Source organism: Arthrobacter sp. 92 (assembly GCF_050260325.1).
Classification (GTDB): Bacteria; Actinomycetota; Actinomycetes; order Actinomycetales; family Micrococcaceae; genus Arthrobacter.
In genome coordinates, this window is sequence record NZ_CP189863.1 from 2,838,379 (window position 1) to 2,856,568 (window position 18,190).

The window sequence follows — 18,190 nt, forward strand, 5'->3', positions numbered from 1 at the left end:
TCCAGCCGATGCTGCCCTGCCTGAACCTCCGGCGGTGGGCGGTGGACGGCGGGTCTAACAGTCGTCGTCGGTCCCGGGCGCAGCAATAGATACTTTCCTCGCTTTCAACCCCGTGCCCAACGATTCGGCAGGCGCAGTGCCTAAGGCGGGAGTCGTTGGCACGGACCGCGCAATCAAAGCTTTCGAAGCCGGCGCTCGCGCTGTCCACGGAATGCTGCAACACGATGCCGCTTGCTGCCGCCGCACTGGTGCCCAGCGTGCAAGAAGATAGCGGCGCCGTAGGCTGCTGAGGCTTGGGACCTCTGAGTCAGGGGACGGAGGGGTCCCCATAGTTGATACCGATCGACCGGCCCCGCGCGAAATGGGCGTTGGCAATTTCACTGAGTTCGTGGCTGCTCTTCTGGGGGTTGGTCAGTCGGATCCACTCGTAGTCCCACTCCTGCATCTCCCGTATGTGGCGGACCTGTTTAATGGCGCGCATCTGGTCTGCGAGATCGTCATTCACGAGGGCCGGGCGGGGCGGTGTCATGACCGGTCGTGGCTTGGGCGGACGGGCAGACTTGAGCGGACGCACCCTGGCCGGACGGGTCGGGGCCGTGGCGAAGCGGACGAGTGCCACGGTCAGTGCCACCACACCGAGTGCGATCAGTAGAACCCACCAGTACTGGACGAGGAGACCGATAACGACGAGGGCGAGGAAGGGGCCACACCCGACGGCGCCGGCGCCCGCGCTACTTGAGCGACGACGTTTAGTCGCCATGTTGCAGGATCTCACTTGGCGGTGACAATTCGTGAGGGCAGAAACGCTTGAGGGCCAGCGAGATTGATTTCACGCTCTGCTTCATCAGTCGCGAGCCCCGGAGGTGAATGGGTGGTCTCTTCACTTGTGGCTCCCCCGTGGAGTAGTAGAACGTCAACGTCACTCTCGCATCGTGCCCGAGGCATGTCATGCGTAACTACTACTCGACTTGGCGGTAACCCGTGTGGAGAGTACGGGATCAGTACTCAGATCGAGTCGGCCTTCCGGCATGGTCCAAGGCGTCAGAGAGCCACGAACAGGCAGTCAGGTCGGTTCCTCGCAAGGCTTCAACTCCCGGCCTGAGTGCAAAATCGCGATGCCCGATGGCCGGCCGTTCACCGGACGCCTTCGGGTGGACACTGACGGATTTGAAGGGATACAGACCCGCATCCGTAGGGCCACAGATGGGATGCGAAAACGGACAACTTTGGTGAGACCGGACAAGGTCCTCGGCGCACCAGCAGCGAACGCGCCATTGCAGAACGACGAAAGGTGTCAACCGATAGTCAAAGCGAATCGGTCACTTTCCATTGCAGGGAGGGACTACTCAACCCGCCGTAGGCCCAGCCTGCACAGTTGGCTGTCGTCATCAACCCCTACAGGTGCCATGACGCGGCCCCGAGCAGGTGGGAGGATGGGCGCATGGAACTGCACATCACCGGCGACCCCGCCGCGGACCAACTGCTCAGCAACGACGCGTTCGCACTTCTAATCGGCATGCTGCTTGACCAGCAGGTGACCATGGAGTCGGCGTTTGCCGGACCCGAGAAGATCCGGACGCGCATCGGGTCCATGGCCCCTGCCGCAATCGCCGAACATGACCCGGCAGGCTTCGTTGAGATCTTCAAGGAGCGTCCGTCCGTCCACCGCTTCCCTAGCTCCATGGCCAGCCGCGTCCAGGACCTCGCCAGGACCGTGCAGCGTGATTGGAATGGGGACGCAACTGCCATCTGGAACCAGGACGACCCTGACGGCCAGGAGGTGCTGCGCAGGTTGAAGGGATTGCCCGGCTTCGGAGAGCAAAAAGCAAAGATCTTCCTCGCACTACTCGGCAAGCAGTGCGGACTCAAGGCACAAGGCTGGCGTGAGGCTGCTAGCCCCTATGGCCAGGAGAGCGCATTTCTTTCTGTCGCCGACATCGTGGACCCCGAGTCGCTGAACAAAGTGCGCGCAAGCAAGCAGGCTGCCAAGGCGGCCATCAAAGCCGCGAAGGCATCCGAGCGCTGATAAGGAGTCTCCATGATGTTGTCAACGGATTCTGGCGTGCCGCCGGGGTTCACCGGCCCGCGGTAGCCGGGAACACCAGAGGTGTTTCTAGTCGGTCCAGCCGGGATAGGCCTTCCGGTCCTGCGCCGGCAGTTGGGCTGCGGTGGCGGGCAGGTTGTCCGGGCCGTCGGACTGGCAGGAGGCCACTGGAAGAACATCCTCGGCGGTGACCGCCTCGGAGCAGCGTCCTGGGACCGAAACCAGTGTGAAAGTATCCCCCCTTGGACGCAGGTTCCGTAGCCGAACAGTCCCCCGTTCCCGTCACGGGTGCGGGCGACAGCGTATGATGCGTGGCCAGGACATGGCATCACAGCCGTCGCTGTCCCACGCCGGCAAGACCGACCACACAGTACCTTCGAGGGTGTCCATCCAGTCGTACCCGTCCCCGGTCCGGTCATCAGCGGGAATGACCGGGGTGGTTACCGGTTCGGCGGTACCGTTCGCGACCGTGCGGGTCATGGTTTCTGTGCTCTTGAAGTGATGCTCCGTTTCGTTGCGGCGGGGTGGGTGCCTGACGCACCGGCTTCCCTCGCCCACCATGTTGTTTGCCTGCTGGCACGCATCGCGTAGCGGTGGCTGGCCGGAGCCGGGGCAATCCGAAGGGCAAAACCAGTGACGGGTTGTGGGAGGAAATAAGCGCGGCGCCGAGCAAAGTCGATCGGCGCGCCGCAGCCCGCTGGACGGTTGGGCCGACGGAGCGGGCACGTATGACCAACGGAAAGCGGCAAAAAAAGAAAAAATGCATCTGCTGCCCGAGCGCCGAGCCAAGCTCCGCGATTCGGGCTAGGCTTGCGAGCTCGATGCCTACCGTCTCGGCTCGTACCGCATGGCCACTGCCCCCGAGCCGAAGGGCAGTCGGCCCACGAGCTTCAAGTCGACATGCTTCGATAGCCCCGCGAACAACGTCGGCCCGTGGCCCGCGAGCCTGGGATGGACCACGAACTCGTACTCATCGATCAATCCCAGTTCCGTCAACGCCAATGGGAGCTTCACACCTCCCACGAACAATCCCTTGCCCGGCTCCAGTTTGAGTTGCTGAACGGCCTTGCCCAGCTTCCCGTTCACGAGTTCAGCGTTCCAATCGACCTGCTCCAGGGTGCTCGAGACGACGTACTTCTTTGCCGCGTTGATCGCCTGGGCGAAGGATTCCATCCAATCCGGTCTCGCACCCACAGGCGCCTGTGGCCGCCACGCTGATTCCATCATTTCGTATGTCACCCTGCCCAAGAGAAGGGCATCGGCTTGTTTGAGGTTCTCCACCGCGTGACGATGCACGTCTTCGTCCGCGGGGATTGCACGATGATCACAGCAACCATCCAATGTGACGTTGATGGAGTACCGGAGGGGTCGCATTCCGAAAGAGTACCGCCGTTGGGGTGGCCCGGCCATGCGTCGCTTAAGTTGTGATCTGTCCCAGTGCGCGTCGGGTCGTCTTTGCGAGTTGAGCAACAGTTGAGCCGGAGAGAAAGCCCCGGAGCTCAGCCACTCATCCACCGGGTAGCCTTCTAGCTATGCAGCCACTCGCGACCAGTGCATCCGACGGCCGTTTCATTGGGGAGTCGTCGTCATCGCCGATGCCGTGTCTGGAAGCCAGCTCCCGGACGTGGACCCAGGGATGGCTGTTTCGTCCAACGAAGATGGCGTGGTCGCGCTCATCCGTCATGCACAGGACATTGACTCGTTCGAGGGCGAATTCGACTGGGCCGAGGCTCAAGTGCTCGTTCGCCTTCTGACCCAGCCGGAGCCGACCTCGACGGATAGGCCCGAGGTGTTCCGAGGAAGGCTAATGATAGCCAGTGGCAGAATTTCAGTCGGGGACGCCGATGATGAGGTAGTCCATCCCGCTCACGAAGGTTGGAACGAGCTCATCGTCACGGTCGCGTCCGATGTCGCTTTCAGCGACCTCTCACCAGCAGAACTCCGGATCGACCTTATTCCCGCCGGTTAGCCCGGGGCCGGAGATGATGGCTCTTCCTCGCGGATCGTCCGTGATTTCACGCCCGTTAGCCGTGACTGTAGGTTGAGGATGGCGGATCAATCGCAGCTTTCAATGACGGCCTGCGTTCCCACCTGCCGGACCTTGGGTTCTCGCGGTGATTGCAACACTTAGCGGATGGGTGTTGTTATGGCGGGGTATTCAATTCATTTGAGGCCTGATCTCTTGCAGGTTTTTTGGGCCGGGATGCAGGCGGGCGATTTCATCACCGATGCCGTGGCTCCGATCAATACGAGCCGGCGCACCGGGCGCAGGGTCTTGCTTGAGGCCGGTGGCGTCAGGCCCCGGCGGGGCCGTGATCTGAAGGGCCGGTGTCTGACCTTCGCCCAGCGGGAGGAGATCGCAATACTGCGTGGCCAGGGTCAATCTCTGCGGCAGATCGGAGCCGTGGTCGGCAGAGCGGCCTCCACGGTTTCCAGGGAGTTGCGGCGTAACTCGGCGGCAGGGATGCCTTACAGGGCGACCTCAGCGCACGCACTGGCCTACGAACGGGCCTCGCGTCCGAAACCAGCGAAACTGCACACGAACACGGCGCTGCGTGCGAAGGTGGAAGAGGACCTGAAAAAGAAGTACTCACCCGAGCAGATCGCAGGACGACTCCGGGTTGAGTTCCCCGAGGAGCCGGAGATGAGGGTGTCACCCGAGACGATCTACCAGTCCCTTTACGTGCAGTCCCGCGGGGCGCTGAAGCGTGATCTGACCGTGTGTCTGCGCACCGGGCGGGCTATCAGGCAGCCCTGCCGCAAGGCCGGCCAGCGCAAGAACCGGATCCCGGGAATGATCAACATTTCCGAACGTCCCCCCGAAGTTCAGGACCGTGCCGTGCCAGGGCATTGGGAAGGCGATCTAATCATCGGTAAAGGAAACCAGTCCGCGATTGGGACGCTGGTCGAGCGGACCACTAATTACACGATGCTCGTACACCTGCCGGACGGGTACAAGGCCGAGCAGATGCGTGATGCACTGACCGCGAAGATCAAGACACTCCCCGAGTCGCTGCGGCATTCCCTGACCTGGGACCAGGGCATCGAGATGCAGGACTGGAAGACCGTGAAGATCGACACCGGCATCGAGATCTACTTCTGCGACCCGCACTCGCCCTGGCAGCGCGGCATCAACGAAAACACCAATGGCCTGCTGCGCCAATATTTCCCCAAGGGCACCGACCTGAGCATCCACAGCCCCGCAGACCTCGACTGGGTTGCCCAGGAACTCAACGACCGACCGCGTAAAAGACTAGAGTTCAAGAAACCGATCGAACTGATCGAAAACCTCCTGTTGCAATGACCGCTTGAATCCGCCGACCCCTTGCGGGCAGCCCGCAGACTGAGCGAGATGCGGGCACTAATGCCCTTGTCTCGGTGCGGAACGACCAGTAGCGTTCTGCGCAGTGGGCCTGCGGACCGCACGCCCCCTTTCGAGAGGACGCGCTATGCCAACCGTGATCGGCCACCACGATGTGAAGGACAAGGACCATTGGCTTGCCTCACCGAAACGCGAAGAGGTCTTCGGACCCCTCGGCGTCACCAACATCCGGACGTTCGTCAACCCACAGAATCCGACGCAAGTGGCGGTGCTGATGGACGTTCCCGACATGGATGCCCTCACGGCCATGATGCAATCCGAGGCCGGGGCCGAGGCGATGGCGTATGACGGCGTACTGCCCGAGACCTTGGTAATTCTCGTCGAGGCGTAGTTTCTTTTCTCGGAAGCGCGGGTGCGCGAAAACTGCTTATCGGCCGTGAAGGGCCTCACCTCTTGTCGCGATGGACGTTGCGGCCGCCGTCGACGTTCCGAGCCGTCGGCAGGGCACACAGTTCCTGGCCTGTGTCCGTGGAGTGTCCCGTCTATCAAGACGGGTTGCTGTGTCCCCTGCCAAACTTGATCCGCGGCACCCGCCTCCGTCCGTTCAGGTCGATTGTTTCGGTCGCCACACGCCGAAACGACTGCCCTGCGGGTCGAGGAGGTGCGCGAATTCGATGGTGCCGTTGTCGACGAACGGGACGGCGACGCTCGCGCCGAGTGACTCGGCTTGGGCTATCGCCGCCTTCACATCGTCGACCTGCACGTAGAAGATCGCCCAGGATTTTCCGCCCACCCACGTGGTGTCCCACAGGCCACCCTTGTCGCCGTTCACCATCCGGTAGCCGACCGGCGAGGGCTCACCGAAGGTCCAGCCGAATAATGGGCCATAGAAGCTGCGTGCGGCCTGTAGGGACGATGCGCCATTCACACTGCCCGCAACCCGGTTCCCCACCGCAACACCCTTGACCCGCTCCCCCGCCGCGCGAAAAATCCCATACAAATGCTGGAATCCGAGATTCGCGTCTACCTCCCCCGCAAAACTGTCCCGCTTAGGTGTCGCTCAACAGCTACAGTTGCACCCACGACCGCGCACATCATCGGCTGCGCCCGGGTATCCGCCAACGAACAGGACCCGACCGCCCAGCGCAACGGCCTCGCCGCCCTCCGGGCCCGCACCGCGAAGGCACGCAGGTCGCCAAAGCCAAAGGCCGGCTCCGCGGCAAACAACCCAAACTCAATAAACCCACCTCACCTCCCTGTATAAGGGAGGACAACACACCACCGCCGAAATCGCTGAGCTATCCAAGGTCACCAGGAGCACGGTGTACCGCATCGTCCAACGCACGCCGTAGTCACCTGCTATCAAAGCCTCAGCAGTCCCAACTGCCCGAGCTGTTCCGGGTGCCCTGGACGACGTTGTACCGCGAGTCACAAAGGCGCATCTGAAGATCGACGCGGTGCCGACTGCTAGGAGCGCCACTTAGCGCTGCAAAAAGAACCCATTTAGCGTTTCGATTCACAGTCGTTGAGCGATGCCTGTCAACGACACGGATGACCGGCTTGTGCGACAACATCGGCACCCGCGGGTTTCCGGGGCGCCGCTTGAGCCGTCCCCTTCTGTGACGTGTGGCCCCGATTATCAGGCTCTTGATGGTTGACAGTGCAAACCGTTTTGGCTACTGTGACTTACACGACATACAAAACGATTTGCAAAGGGGCAGACTGGTGGCAAAAGTAGGCATCCGGGACGTGGCAAAAGCTGCACAGGTTTCCGTCACCACGGTGTCGCACGCCCTGAGCGATACGCAGGGCTCCCGCGTCAATGCCTTGACGAGGGAACATGTCCGGGCGGTCGCCGAAAACCTCGGTTATGCCCCGAACAGGTTGGCGAGCGGGCTCCGCAACCAGCGTTCGTACCTGCTGGGTTTGGTGAGCGATGAGATTGCGACGACTCCTTTTGCCGGCGAGATGATTCTGGGGGCCCAGGACGCTGCGTATGAGCGCGGGTGGCTCCTCATGATGCTGGACACCGCCAGCGACCGTGAGCTGGAGAAGCGGCAAATCAGCACCCTGCTTCAGCACCAGGTCGATGGCATCGTCTACGCGAAGATGTACCATCAGCGGATCGGGCTCCCGGCCGAACTGGCTGGAGTGCCGACCGTCCTTCTGGATGCCGTTTCAGAGGACGGAATCGTGTCCTCTGTGGTCCCAAATGAAGTGGAGGCCGCACGGACCGCCGTATGCGCCCTGATCGACGCCGGGCACCGGAGCATCGGATTCATCAACAACATCGATGACATTCCCGCCACGCACGAACGTTTCCAGGGCTACCGGCAGTCGTTGAGGGAGAGCGGCATCGAATTCGATCCGGCACTGGTCGTCGAAGCTGTATCCGAGGCCCACGGCGGCAGAACCGCTGCATACCAGTTGCTCTCCCGTCCCGAGCGTCCGACGGCACTGTTCTGCTTCAATGACCGGATGGCCATGGGCGCCTACCAGGCCGCCGGCTCCCTCAGTCTGAAGATTCCAGACGACGTTTCCGTTGTCGGGATTGACAATCTCGAACTGATCGCCGGGGGCCTGTGGCCGGGTCTGACAACCGTGGCACTTCCCCACTACGGCATGGGCCGCTGGGCCGTAACCCGGCTCCTGGACGAGATCGAAGGGACGGAAGAGGCGGAACCCGTCCACACAATGTTCGACTGCCCGCTGATCGAGCGCGGGTCTGTCGCTCCGCCGCTGCAGATCTGAGGGCAGCGGCCCACGCAAGTACCCTGGTGCGCACATAAAAGGGAGCGCGGCCGCAGCAACGGCCACGCTCCCTTGTGCGGAACCGAATCATCCACGCAAGAATCAAGCAGAAAGATTCACCAACAATGAACAATCGTCTCAAGCGGCTCCTGGCCGCCAGTCTAACCGGTGCCGCCCTCATTGGCAGCGTCGCCGCCTGCGGGTCAGGAACCGGAAACTCCAAGGACGGAGCCAACGGCGAACTCACCCTCTGGACCCACAACGCCGGGAACCCGGATGAACTGGGGGCGATCCAGTCCGTCGTGGACGCTTACAACCAGAGCCAGACCAAGGTCAAGGTCAAGGTCCAGGCTTTCCCGCAGGACTCCTACAACGACTCCGTGGTCGCTGCTGCATCGGCGAATAAGCTGCCATGCATCGTCGATATCGATGGGCCGAACGTCCCGAACTGGGCGTGGTCGAAATATCTGACGCCGCTGAAGCTCTCGGCGGATCTGTCTAAGAACCTGCCCAGCACCTTGGGCAAGTGGAACGGTGAGACATACTCGTTCGGATATTACGACGTCGCCCTTGCCATGCTGGCCCGCGCTTCGGATCTGAAGGCCGCCGGTGTGCGGGTGGCGACCGTGGACAAGCCTTGGACCAAGGACGAGTTCGACGCGGCACTGGCTGCGCTGAAGAAGCTGGGCAAGTGGGACAACCCTTTGGACCTTGGGACGGCCGGCACGGGTGAATGGCTCCCTTACGCCTATTCGCCGTTCCTTCAGTCTTTCGGCGGGGACCTGATCAACCGCAATGACTTCCAGGGCGCTGACGGTGCGCTCAACGGTGACAAGGCGGTCGAGTGGGCCAACTGGTTCCATGGCCTGATCACCAAGGGCTACGCCGCGCAGAAAAGCGGCAAGGACGCCACCGCAGACTTCCTGAACAAGAAGAGCGCCATCGTCTACACGGGCAGCTGGGCCGCAGACAAAGCACGCACCGCTCTCGGCGATGACCTGGTCGTCATGCCTTCAGTGGACCTGGGCAACGGCCCGAAGATCGGCGGCGGATCCTGGCAGTGGGGCGTGACCACGGGCTGCAAGAACCCGGACGCGGCGATGGACTATCTCTCCTTCTCCCTCAAACCGGAAAACATCGCCAAGGTCGCAAAGGCCACCGGCACGATCCCTGCCACCGACGCCGCTGCTGCCCTGGTGCCCGGCTACGAGCCGACGGGCAAGAACCGGGCCTTCCTCGACTTCTCCAAGAAGTCTGCCGTGCTGCGGCCTGAAACTCCGGCCTACCCGTTCATCGCCACCGAGTTCGGCAAAGCAACGCAGGACATCATTTCCGGTGCCGATCCGAAACAGGTCCTGGACAAGGCCGTCAAGAATATTGACTCCAACATCAAGTCCAACAACGGCTACAAGAACTAGCCGGGCTCCGGGGGTGCCGTGCACCGCGCTGCGCGGCACCCCCGGAACCGGGCCCGGACCCAATCAGGACAATAAACGATGAATTCCTCCCCAGCCACGGCAACCTTGCCGAAAACCACCCCTGCCATCCCTTCACCCTCTTCGCCGAAGGAACCACTCCGGACCAAGCGGCACCACAGGCGCGAGCGGCGTGTCGGATGGGCCATGCTGAGCCCGGCCCTGCTTCTGCTTCTGCTCTTCGTGTTCGTGCCAGCCATGCTCGCCTTCGGACTGGCCTTCACCAACGCACGCCTGATTTCCCCGAACCCGCCAACCTTCGTCGGGCTCGATAACTTCGTGCGCCTCTTTGCCGATGATACGTTCTACCGCTCCCTGCTGAACGTGGCGTACTTCGCCGTCATCGTGGTCCCCTTGCAGGCCGGTGTCGCCCTGATCATGGCGCTGCTAGTCAACGCCAAGGTCCGCGGAGTCAACTTCTTCCGCACCGTGTATTTCCTGCCCGTGGTCACGTCCATGGTGGTCGTGTCCCTCCTGTGGCTCTTCATCTATCGTCAGGACGGCCTGCTCAACGAGATCATCACCAGGCTGACGTTCGGCGCGGTCCATGGACCGGACTGGCTGAACAACACCACCACGGCCATGCCGGCCATCATTCTGATGTCAGTCTGGCAGGGAGCGGGGTTCCACATGATCATCTGGCTCTCGGGCCTGCAGACCATTTCAGCCGAGCTGTACGAAGCGGCGGATATTGACGGGGTCAGCCGGTGGCAGCGGTTCAGATACATTACCTGGCCAGGGCTTTCCGCCACCCGGGGCCTGATCCTTATCACCATCACTATCCAGGCGTTGAGCCTCTTCACACAGGTCAATGTGATGACCCAAGGCGGTCCCCTCGATTCGACGACGACCATCGTCTACCAGGCTGTCCGTGCCGGTTTCAAGCAACAGGAAACCTCCTACGCCTCCGCAATCTCCCTAGTCTTCTTTGCGTTGGTACTCATCATCTCCGCAGTACAGCGCTACCTCACCCGAGAGAAGTCCTGACATGGCCACCACATTAGATGCAGCCGACCGGCGCACCCGATCCCGCTCAACCTCCGAGAGTTCAGCCCTCCAGAGACCGCGGAGCTTCCGCGGTGTCGCCGGCTGGATTGTGAGAATCCTTCTCGGCGTCATCTTTGCCTTCCCGCTGCTGTTCATGTTCGTCTCCTCACTGAAACCGGACCAGCAGATCTTCGGCGACCTGTCCTCCATCGCCGCGTTCCTGCCCGTAGGGAACCTCTCAATGGATAACTACGGCGCCGTCTTCGACCGGGTACCCGCGGCCCGGTTCCTGATCAACTCCATCGGCATCTCGGCCGTGACGGTCATTTTGGGTGTCCTGGTCAACAGCCTCGCGGCATTCGCCCTGTCACGGATGCGGATCCGCGGTAAGGGAATCATCCTGACGCTCATCATCGCCACCCTGATAGTGCCCTTCGAAACACTTGCCCTGCCGCTGGTCTGGTGGGTCAACCAGCTGCCCTGGCTCGACATCAACGGGTTCTCACTGTCACTGACCACCGGATGGCTGGACACCTACCATGTGCAGATCATCCCGTTCGTGGCCAACGCCTTTTCCATTTACCTGTTCCACCAGTACTTCGAATCGATCCCTAAGGAACTGGACGAAGCGGCCCGGGTGGACGGGGCCGGCTGGTTCAAGATCTACCGCCAAATTGTCATGCCACTGTCCGGGCCGGCCATCGCCACCGTTTCCATCCTGACCTTCCTCCCGGCCTGGAACTCCTACCTGTGGCCGCTCATGGTTGTCCAGAGCGAGGAACTACGCCCGGTCATGATCGGTGTGCAGTACTTCTTCCAGCTCAATGTCTCCTGGGGCGAGGTCATGGCCTACTCCTCGATGATCACTCTGCCGGTCGTCGCCCTCTTCATCGCGTTCCAACGCTCTTTCGTGAACAGCATCGCCTCCAGCGGAGTCAAGGGCTGACCGCGGCTAACTCTCAAGCCCCTGTAGTTTTGCCGCATCACACCGCCTGGCCGGGGCCGGCGCCTGACCGGAGCCACCAGGTCCAGCACCTCTGTACTCCATAAGACCCAAACGGAGTTGTGGAAAAGCCAGGCATTCGACCTGTGGACCGGCCGCCACCACACCGGCAGGAGACAACCGGGCATCGTCGGAACCGTCCAGAAAGATCCCAGCGCTCTGCTGACCCGGCCCGCGGCCGGCCCGGCATCGGTGAGGGCCTACGACCCCGGCACGAAAACCCCTAGCCCGTGCAACGCAAACGTCGTTCCCACTTAGGGACGCCACAGCACAGAACAGAAGCGAGATTCCGAACCCCCATGATTGCCGTGACCTCCACGACGGCCGATACCTTCCGGCCCGCCCTGCACTACGCAGCCCGGAATACCTGGCTCAACGACCCCAACGGCCTGATCCACCATGAGGGCGTCTACCACCTCTACTATCAGACCAACCCGCTGGACAGCGTCTGGGGAAACATGTCCTGGGGGCACGCCACGTCCACGGACCTGGTCACCTGGACCGAGCACCCTGTCGCGATCGCCTGCGACGCGGAAGAAGACATCTTCTCCGGCAGCATCGTCTTCGACCGTCACAACACCAGCGGATTCGGCACCGGATCAACCGCCCCGCTGGTTGCCGTCTACACCAGCGCCTACAAGACGGCATCCGCACGCCCCGGCATCCAGGCCCAGTCCCTGGCCTACAGTCTGGACGGCGGCTACACCTGGACCAAACACCCCAGTAACCCCGTACTGAACCGGGGGTCAGCCGACTTCCGCGATCCAAAGGTCTTCCGCTACGAATCCGACGCCGGGAGCTGCTGGGTCATGGTGGCCGTGGAAGCCCAGGATTTCGAAGTCGTCTTCTACAAATCCCACGACCTCAAGGACTGGGAACTGCTGAGCAGCTTCGGCCCGGCAAACGCGACCGGCGGCGTGTGGGAGTGCCCGGACCTCTTCCCGCTGCCGGTCGACGGTGATCCGGAAAATCTCAAATGGGTCCTGACAGTAAACCTCAATCCCGGCGGCCCCAACGACGGCTCAGCCGGGCAGTACTTCGTGGGAGACTTCGACGGAACCACATTCACCTCAGCCACCACGGTCACCAACGGCCTGCAGGACCCGGACAGACTGGGCGAGTACCAATGGCTCGACTGGGGCCGCGACTACTACGCCGCCGTTTCCTTCAGCGACGTTCCCGACGGCCGGCGGCTCATGATCGGCTGGATGAACAACTGGCAATACGCCAACAAGATCCCCACCTCACCATGGCGCAGTCCCATGTCCTTGGTCCGAGAAGTGTCCCTGCGCAGCACGGATGGGAGCTGGCGCCTCGTCCAGCAGGCCGCAGCAAATCTGGCCCCATACGCAGGACAGACCCCGTCATTCAACCTCGGGGCAGTCGAAATATCTCACGGCCAGCACGTCCTGGACGGCGCGGCCGGCAGCGTCCAACGCATTGAGCTCGCCCTCACGCCGGGAACAGCCGAGGAATTCGGGCTGGTAGTCCGCGGTGACGGAGCGCAGGGAACGCGCATCGGTATCCGGCCTACTGAGGGACTTCTCGTCGTCGATCGCCGGGAATCCGGGCAAACGGACTTCCACGAATCCTTCGCCTCCATCGATACCGCCCCGATCCAGGCGACGGACGGTTCCTACGAGCTCGCCCTTTGTGTGGACCGCTGCTCCGTCGAGGTTTTCGCCCAGGGAGGCCAGGTCACCCTGACCGAGTTGATCTTCCCGGCCGCCACGAGCACCGAGGTCTCGCTCTACGCCATCGGGGGCACAGCAATCCTAAATAGTCTGAGTGTCACCCAATTCGCATAACGGTCCCGAGCTTGACGCCGAAGCGGCAGCGGCCGCCGTTGGGACGCGCCCGCCTCCATGGCCGCCGCAATCATCGTGCGGCGCCCAGGGGCAAATCCGCCGACCTTAAAGGAACCCCGGACCCATTTTCTGCACCAGCTGCCAGCGTCCTAAACCGGCCAGCAAGACCCGTCTCAAGGACAATGCACCGCGCGACGCCGTATAGGGTCCCGCTGCGAACGCCGCCAAGCGACACATGGCGCCGGAACATGAGCGTCCCTAGTCCGCCGCGGCTGCCGTCCCACCACGCCCCAGCTGGAGGGAGATCCCACGGAATCGAAACGTTAGACCCGCTCAGAAGGCGGTCGCCCAGCGTTCCCCAAACGGATCCCCAATCCCAACACTCCAGCTGTCCACATCTGGGGTCAGTTCGGGTTATCCACCGCTGGAAATGGCAGCCACTGGGAAGGTCCCTCGCCGCCGTAGCGGTGGATAACTCATCAGGACGGGATGGATTCTAGCCATCGTAGCCACGCAGTGTTGCGACCAACAGAACCGCGATCCCCACCACGGGTCAGACGGTCAGATTGAGTTTTGAGTTGTGCGTGCAGACCGCAGGACCATGCGCTGCTCAGTCAAAGGCTAAGTCAGGCCCGCCCCGTGCTCCCCGCACCGCGCCCTTGCCAGCCGCGGGCTTGGTCAGCGGCCGGTGTCGGCAACCGGTCCATGGTGACGAGGCCCCAGTCATGAACGGATACCCGGCCAGGGTCGGGGCGATCAGCTTCCGGATCTCCGCGGCACTTGGCCCGTAGAAGTAAAGGGATCCATCGCTGAGGTCCACCGCGATCTCATGCCCGTCGTATTCCCCGCTACCGGAAGCATCCACGACCCTGTCAAGCTCTTCATCCATCCGGAAGAGCGGATTCAGATCCGCCAACCCGTAGGCGAACCGGGTGATCAAAGGTTCCCGGACGTCCTGCACACCCCTCTTCGCTGCGGTCCGCGCCGCAGCGGCGGAAACGATCCTGCGCCGGACGCCGACTCTGACCGCGGCCAGCACACCCGTCGCCGCCCAAAGAGTGCTTGCCGCCCACAGCGTGCCCGTCCCGGGACGGCCGAGCGCACCCGCAAGAAAGAAAAGCGCTGCCAGAAACGAAACCACCGTGAAAGCGACCAATCCCTTCGTTCCTTCGACTCCAACCGACCGAGTGCTCACCATCAGACCGCCCGCATCCCGCCTGTCAGGAAGCCGGGGCAGAAACACCCCAGGCAGTGCCTCCGCGGCCGACGCGATGACGGCCTGTCGAATACGTCCATACTCATTGAGCCTGATTGGCGTAAGGGCGTTGAGTCCTCGCCGTGTGGGGATCGGCGTAGCCGTCCGCCTTCCCGCTGACGCGGGTGCGTAGGGCGCCCTTCCTGCGGCGTCCCGCGGCCACGAGGCAGACGGCGACGGCTGCCGCCCCGGCTACCCCGGCGATGCCGGCAGGAGAAATCCAGGGGCCTGCAACCGTGTCATCGGCTCGGGTCCCGGCGGAAGCCTGCGTCCTCTGGAGGCTGGGGGCTGCCGGACGCCGCCGAGGCCGGGGCGGACGCCGCGCCTGCGGCGGCGGAGCCGTAGCGGGCCACGGAACCGTTGCCCGTGCCGTTGCCCGGGCTCGCCACGACGATTGTTCCGTCCGGGGCTACCGCGAGGTGGCCCGGGATATTCTCCGTGGGGATGGAAGGGCCCGCCGTTGTGGCCCCCGGCGGTATTACGCCCAGCGCGCGGTTCAGGGCGCCGGCCACGTAGAGGGTCCCGTCCGGCCCGACGGCTGCCTCCGTGGGTCCGCCCGGGACATAGATGCTGTAGGCCACGGTGTCAGCGCCGGGTTTGATGACAGCGACGTGACTGGAACTGATGTTGGTGACATAGATCGTCCCGTCCGGCCCGGCGGCGATCCCGTGGGGGTTCTCCGTCTTCCCCGGGGTGGAGCCGACCTGGATGGTCCGTGAGACGGTGTTTGCCCCGGCCGGGATCACCGAGACCGTCCCGTCGTCCTGGTTCGTCACGAACGCGGTGCCGTCCTTCGTGACCGCCACTTCCACCGGATTTGCCCCGACCGTGACAGTGCGGTCAACCGCCGATCCATTGGGTGCGATGACCGACACGGTGCGTTCGGCAGCATTTGGAACGAAGACCGTACCATCGGGCCCAGTGGCAATCAGATGGCTCCCGCGCGACACCGGAATGCTCCGGGCGACACCCTCCGCGCCGGCCGGAACGACACCTACCACTGTCCGGCCCGTGGCACTGTCCTGCTCAGCCACATACAGGGTGCCGTCCGGGGCCAGCGCCACCCCGGAGACATTACTGCCCGCGCTGAGAGTGCGCGAGGGCCGACCCGCTCCCGGCGGTATCACCCGGATCCCGCCGGCCGTCCCGTAATTGCCCACGTACGCCGTGCCGTGAGCACCAACCGCCACCCCGACCGGTGTCCCGCCGGCGTCGAGAACCTCCGCGGACGCCGCCATGGCCGGTGCCGCCCCTAGGAAAAGAACCGCCCCCACCGCGGCCGCCGCAGTCCCCAGACCTTGATGCTTCACTCTTCTTCTACCCCCATAGATGCTGCCGTGCACCACAGCGCTGCAATACCAATTCACGAAGCCTACTCCGCGGCACCCGGGACTTCCGGCTAACGGACAAGTGATTGCGCCCAGGCGGAGCAGCTACGCCGCATTGGGGCACCGTGAACGACATGGACCAACAACTGACCTCTAGATGTTTCCTATCCGGCGCCGTCCCTACCGGAGTGTGAGCCCCAGGAACGTAGCTGCCGGGATCAGGAACAGGAGCGCGCGGGAGACCCGACCGTATCCGTTCTCGTACCGGCCCTGCATGAAACCGAGGGCGATCAGATAGACGACGTTGACGACCAAGGTCAGTCCGAAGAGCAGAATAAGCGCGTAGGCCAGCAGGAGTCCGGCCCAGAACAGGGCCTCTCCGTCTTGTCCGGAATTCAGCGGGCGAGCGACACGGATGATGAGGACGGCCAGCAGCGACAGGGTGTCGGCGGCCAGGACGGCGATGCGAAGACCGCGCATTCCAGTGGATTGCCGGCGCGGCTGGAGAACTGACTCGTGGCTCATTTTCAGGAGATCACAGATGGGAACCGTGCGGATGGCGATTCGGACCCTGGTCAAGTGGTGGCGTCACGCTGGCGCTCATATCTCGCTGTCGATTGCCGGGTCCCCCTGCGTCGGCTGGGCGGCGGCCCCCGCCTCCCGGGCAGCGGAGGCGCCGTCCGTGAGGACCCGCTCGTGGATCTGACGGGTGAGCTCGTGCACCGCACGGGTGAGATCGGTGTTCTCCACGAGCAGCTGCTCCTGGGCGGTGTAGTCATGGTCTGCCTTTACCTGTTGGAAGGCCGCCTGGCGGTTCTGGCCGATCATCACGAAGGTTGAGAGGAAGATCGCCTCGAGCGAGACGATCAGTGTCAACGTCGGCCACGGGCTCTGTTCGAACACGAGCATCCACACGGCGAAGAGCGCCACGTGCAGGTAGACAAAGTTCATCGATCCGGCGAAGGAGGTGATCGCATCGGCCACCCGCAGCTGAATGCTTGCCGCCCGGTGCTCCGCCTCCGCCAGGACCGATGGATGCCGCTTGGACCGCTCGCCTTCAGCGAGCAACCGCGTGGGCCTCAAATAGGAGTGTGCACGGGCGGGAGCGCCCGCCCTGGACGTCGTTCGGTTTCCGGGCTCTTCTGCCATACGCTCAATCCCTTGGCTCGCAGCGGGTCCACCCGCCTCTGAGAGCGAGCTTAGCGCCGTCCTTCGCATGATCGCAGGACCCTACTCCACGACGGACACCGCCAGCCCGCCCCCACGCGCCGAAGGGGCGATGCTGTCCAGCAGCCAGCCGTCCGCGGATGCCCGGAACGTCGCGGTCTGCGGCAGCAAGCAGCCCGACGGGACGTTGCTGGGCCCGTTCACCGCGGGGGCCTGATGTTCCTCGGTCAGTTCCTTGAAGTGGACGCTCACGGTCGACCCGGTCACCTCGATGGACTCCACCGTGATCGTCGTCGAAAAGTCCCTGTGCCAGAAGCCCATTGATTTGAATCCGGCCCTCGACCGGGCCACCACCGGAGCGTCCAGCGCGCGTTGGTCCCGGTAGGCCGCCGTCGACTGCGCGTCCGCGAGATGCGGCGCCGGGGGAACATCGAGGATGGTGCCGTTACGGTCCTCGACGGCCCCCTGGATGTTGGCCGGGGGCTCGGAAGACGCCGGGCCGGGAAGCACCGCGACGGCGGCCGACGTGTACCGGGTTTGAAAGCTGGGCTACCCAATCCGATATAAGAAGTAGTACCGCAAATGGATCTTCTGTTCCCCCCTGCCATCGGAGACCGGTACGTCAAGTTCTCTGGAGTGGGTGGTACCCGTTCGCTCTCAGAGCGTTGGCGTCGGCTTTGCGGCGAGGTTTCTATAGAGGTCGGAATCGAACGTGGTGTGGCCATGGTCGTCAGTGACGTATACCTCGAAAGTGAAGGTGGTGTCGTCACGGTCGAGCGTGAACTCGATCGTGGGGTTCCTCCCGGAAATCGTCCCTTCCGAGACGGTCCGGCCGTACTTCTGCTCCGGGGCAGTGAGGTCTGTGGCGCGCTGCGAGGGGGGTCGCGGATGAAATATCGGACAGTGTACGGCGCCGACGGCAATGGCCGCAGGGTCGGGAAGAAAGTGAAGTCTCTCGTGCCGGGCTTGAACTCCCGGGCACGCCATTGATAGCCGGTTACGGCGGGCGTAAGAGCGTCGTCAAGATCGCGGATGCCGGTGCGATCCGTT

Annotated in this window: 18 protein-coding genes and 1 pseudogene; 11 read left to right on the forward strand and 8 right to left on the reverse strand. The window is 63.2% G+C overall.

Features of this window, described 5'->3' with window-relative positions; translation table 11 throughout:
- Window positions 1-307 precede the first annotated feature (307 nt).
- Window positions 308-760: a hypothetical protein gene (locus ACP4XC_RS13075; RefSeq protein ID WP_427170278.1), complete on the reverse strand. Its 453-nt coding sequence runs from the start codon at window positions 758-760 to the stop codon at window positions 308-310.
- Window positions 761-1,441: 681 nt separating this feature from the next.
- Between ACP4XC_RS13075 and ACP4XC_RS13080 the strand changes: the two genes are divergently transcribed.
- Window positions 1,442-2,026, forward strand: a complete 585-nt coding sequence (locus ACP4XC_RS13080) for an HhH-GPD-type base excision DNA repair protein (RefSeq protein WP_427170281.1) — start codon at window positions 1,442-1,444, stop codon at window positions 2,024-2,026.
- Between the two features lie 340 nt (window positions 2,027-2,366).
- A complete protein-coding gene (locus ACP4XC_RS13085; protein WP_427170283.1) occupies window positions 2,367-2,546 on the forward strand; it encodes a hypothetical protein in 180 nt (59 codons plus the stop codon).
- Window positions 2,547-2,869: 323 nt separating this feature from the next.
- Here the strand turns inward: ACP4XC_RS13085 and ACP4XC_RS13090 are convergent, their stop codons facing one another.
- Window positions 2,870-3,418: a dihydrofolate reductase family protein gene (locus ACP4XC_RS13090; protein ID WP_427170285.1), complete on the reverse strand. Its 549-nt coding sequence runs from the start codon at window positions 3,416-3,418 to the stop codon at window positions 2,870-2,872.
- Window positions 3,419-3,680: 262 nt separating this feature from the next.
- Between ACP4XC_RS13090 and ACP4XC_RS13095 the strand changes: the two genes are divergently transcribed.
- The 3 genes from ACP4XC_RS13095 (at window position 3,681) to ACP4XC_RS13105 (ending at window position 5,757) form a co-directional block, all read left to right on the forward strand.
- A complete protein-coding gene (locus ACP4XC_RS13095; RefSeq protein ID WP_427170288.1) occupies window positions 3,681-4,013 on the forward strand; it encodes a hypothetical protein in 333 nt (110 codons plus the stop codon).
- Window positions 4,014-4,178: 165 nt separating this feature from the next.
- Entirely contained in the window at window positions 4,179-5,348 is a 1,170-nt protein-coding gene (locus tag ACP4XC_RS13100; RefSeq protein WP_427170290.1) for an IS30 family transposase, read from the forward strand.
- 145 nt (window positions 5,349-5,493) lie between these two features.
- Complete coding sequence (locus tag ACP4XC_RS13105; RefSeq protein ID WP_427170292.1) at window positions 5,494-5,757, forward strand: hypothetical protein; 264 nt, start codon at window positions 5,494-5,496, stop codon at window positions 5,755-5,757.
- A gap of 213 nt (window positions 5,758-5,970) precedes the next feature.
- Here the strand turns inward: ACP4XC_RS13105 and ACP4XC_RS13110 are convergent, their stop codons facing one another.
- A complete protein-coding gene (locus ACP4XC_RS13110; RefSeq protein ID WP_427170294.1) occupies window positions 5,971-6,318 on the reverse strand; it encodes a VOC family protein in 348 nt (115 codons plus the stop codon).
- 224 nt (window positions 6,319-6,542) lie between these two features.
- Between ACP4XC_RS13110 and ACP4XC_RS13115 the strand changes: the two are divergent.
- The 6 genes and pseudogenes from ACP4XC_RS13115 to ACP4XC_RS13140 form a co-directional block, all read left to right on the forward strand.
- Window positions 6,543-6,718: pseudogene (locus ACP4XC_RS13115) on the forward strand (helix-turn-helix domain-containing protein); the annotation flags it as partial.
- A gap of 373 nt (window positions 6,719-7,091) precedes the next feature.
- Window positions 7,092-8,117: a LacI family DNA-binding transcriptional regulator gene (locus ACP4XC_RS13120; RefSeq protein ID WP_427170296.1), complete on the forward strand. Its 1,026-nt coding sequence runs from the start codon at window positions 7,092-7,094 to the stop codon at window positions 8,115-8,117.
- 125 nt (window positions 8,118-8,242) lie between these two features.
- The gene (locus tag ACP4XC_RS13125; protein WP_427170298.1) at window positions 8,243-9,535 is read left to right on the forward strand and encodes a sugar ABC transporter substrate-binding protein; all 1,293 of its coding nucleotides are present in this window, start codon (window positions 8,243-8,245) and stop codon (window positions 9,533-9,535) included.
- Between the two features lie 78 nt (window positions 9,536-9,613).
- Complete coding sequence (locus ACP4XC_RS13130) at window positions 9,614-10,579, forward strand: carbohydrate ABC transporter permease (RefSeq protein ID WP_427170300.1); 966 nt, start codon at window positions 9,614-9,616, stop codon at window positions 10,577-10,579.
- A gap of 154 nt (window positions 10,580-10,733) precedes the next feature.
- Window positions 10,734-11,525, forward strand: a complete 792-nt coding sequence (locus tag ACP4XC_RS13135; RefSeq protein ID WP_427175107.1) for a carbohydrate ABC transporter permease — start codon at window positions 10,734-10,736, stop codon at window positions 11,523-11,525.
- A gap of 356 nt (window positions 11,526-11,881) precedes the next feature.
- A complete protein-coding gene (locus ACP4XC_RS13140) occupies window positions 11,882-13,390 on the forward strand; it encodes a glycoside hydrolase family 32 protein (protein ID WP_427170302.1) in 1,509 nt (502 codons plus the stop codon).
- Window positions 13,391-14,000: 610 nt separating this feature from the next.
- Here ACP4XC_RS13140 and ACP4XC_RS13145 read toward each other — a convergent pair.
- The 5 genes from ACP4XC_RS13145 to ACP4XC_RS13165 form a co-directional block, all read right to left on the reverse strand.
- Window positions 14,001-14,546, reverse strand: a complete 546-nt coding sequence (locus ACP4XC_RS13145) for a hypothetical protein (protein ID WP_427170304.1) — start codon at window positions 14,544-14,546, stop codon at window positions 14,001-14,003.
- Window positions 14,547-14,884: 338 nt separating this feature from the next.
- Window positions 14,885-15,955: a virginiamycin B lyase family protein gene (locus tag ACP4XC_RS13150; protein ID WP_427170306.1), complete on the reverse strand. Its 1,071-nt coding sequence runs from the start codon at window positions 15,953-15,955 to the stop codon at window positions 14,885-14,887.
- A gap of 198 nt (window positions 15,956-16,153) precedes the next feature.
- Window positions 16,154-16,498 carry a hypothetical protein gene (locus ACP4XC_RS13155; RefSeq protein WP_427170308.1) on the reverse strand — a complete coding sequence of 115 codons (345 nt, stop codon included), beginning with the start codon at window positions 16,496-16,498 and terminating at the stop codon, window positions 16,154-16,156.
- A gap of 75 nt (window positions 16,499-16,573) precedes the next feature.
- The gene (locus ACP4XC_RS13160) at window positions 16,574-17,122 is read right to left on the reverse strand and encodes a DUF1003 domain-containing protein (protein WP_427170310.1); all 549 of its coding nucleotides are present in this window, start codon (window positions 17,120-17,122) and stop codon (window positions 16,574-16,576) included.
- An 81-nt stretch (window positions 17,123-17,203) separates the two neighbouring features.
- Window positions 17,204-17,650, reverse strand: coding sequence for a hypothetical protein (locus ACP4XC_RS13165; protein ID WP_427170312.1), 447 nt, complete (start codon window positions 17,648-17,650; stop codon window positions 17,204-17,206).
- Between the last annotated feature and the right edge of the window lie 540 nt (window positions 17,651-18,190).

Bases quoted from the DNA above. Each gene is read 5' to 3' on its own strand.
- ACP4XC_RS13095 (WP_427170288.1), top strand. From the start codon at position 3,681: ATGGCTGTTTCGTCCAACGAAGATGGCGTGGTCGCGCTCATCCGTCAT.
- ACP4XC_RS13160 (WP_427170310.1), bottom strand. From the start codon at position 17,122: ATGGCAGAAGAGCCCGGAAACCGAACGACGTCCAGGGCGGGCGCTCCC.
- ACP4XC_RS13105 (WP_427170292.1), top strand. From the start codon at position 5,494: ATGCCAACCGTGATCGGCCACCACGATGTGAAGGACAAGGACCATTGG.
- ACP4XC_RS13100 (WP_427170290.1), top strand. From the start codon at position 4,179: ATGGGTGTTGTTATGGCGGGGTATTCAATTCATTTGAGGCCTGATCTC.
- ACP4XC_RS13080 (WP_427170281.1), top strand. From the start codon at position 1,442: ATGGAACTGCACATCACCGGCGACCCCGCCGCGGACCAACTGCTCAGC.
- ACP4XC_RS13140 (WP_427170302.1), top strand. From the start codon at position 11,882: ATGATTGCCGTGACCTCCACGACGGCCGATACCTTCCGGCCCGCCCTG.
- ACP4XC_RS13130 (WP_427170300.1), top strand. From the start codon at position 9,614: ATGAATTCCTCCCCAGCCACGGCAACCTTGCCGAAAACCACCCCTGCC.
- ACP4XC_RS13155 (WP_427170308.1), bottom strand. From the start codon at position 16,498: ATGAGCCACGAGTCAGTTCTCCAGCCGCGCCGGCAATCCACTGGAATG.
- ACP4XC_RS13090 (WP_427170285.1), bottom strand. From the start codon at position 3,418: ATGCGACCCCTCCGGTACTCCATCAACGTCACATTGGATGGTTGCTGT.
- ACP4XC_RS13085 (WP_427170283.1), top strand. From the start codon at position 2,367: ATGGCATCACAGCCGTCGCTGTCCCACGCCGGCAAGACCGACCACACA.
- ACP4XC_RS13075 (WP_427170278.1), bottom strand. From the start codon at position 760: ATGGCGACTAAACGTCGTCGCTCAAGTAGCGCGGGCGCCGGCGCCGTC.
- ACP4XC_RS13125 (WP_427170298.1), top strand. From the start codon at position 8,243: ATGAACAATCGTCTCAAGCGGCTCCTGGCCGCCAGTCTAACCGGTGCC.
- ACP4XC_RS13135 (WP_427175107.1), top strand. From the start codon at position 10,734: ATGTTCGTCTCCTCACTGAAACCGGACCAGCAGATCTTCGGCGACCTG.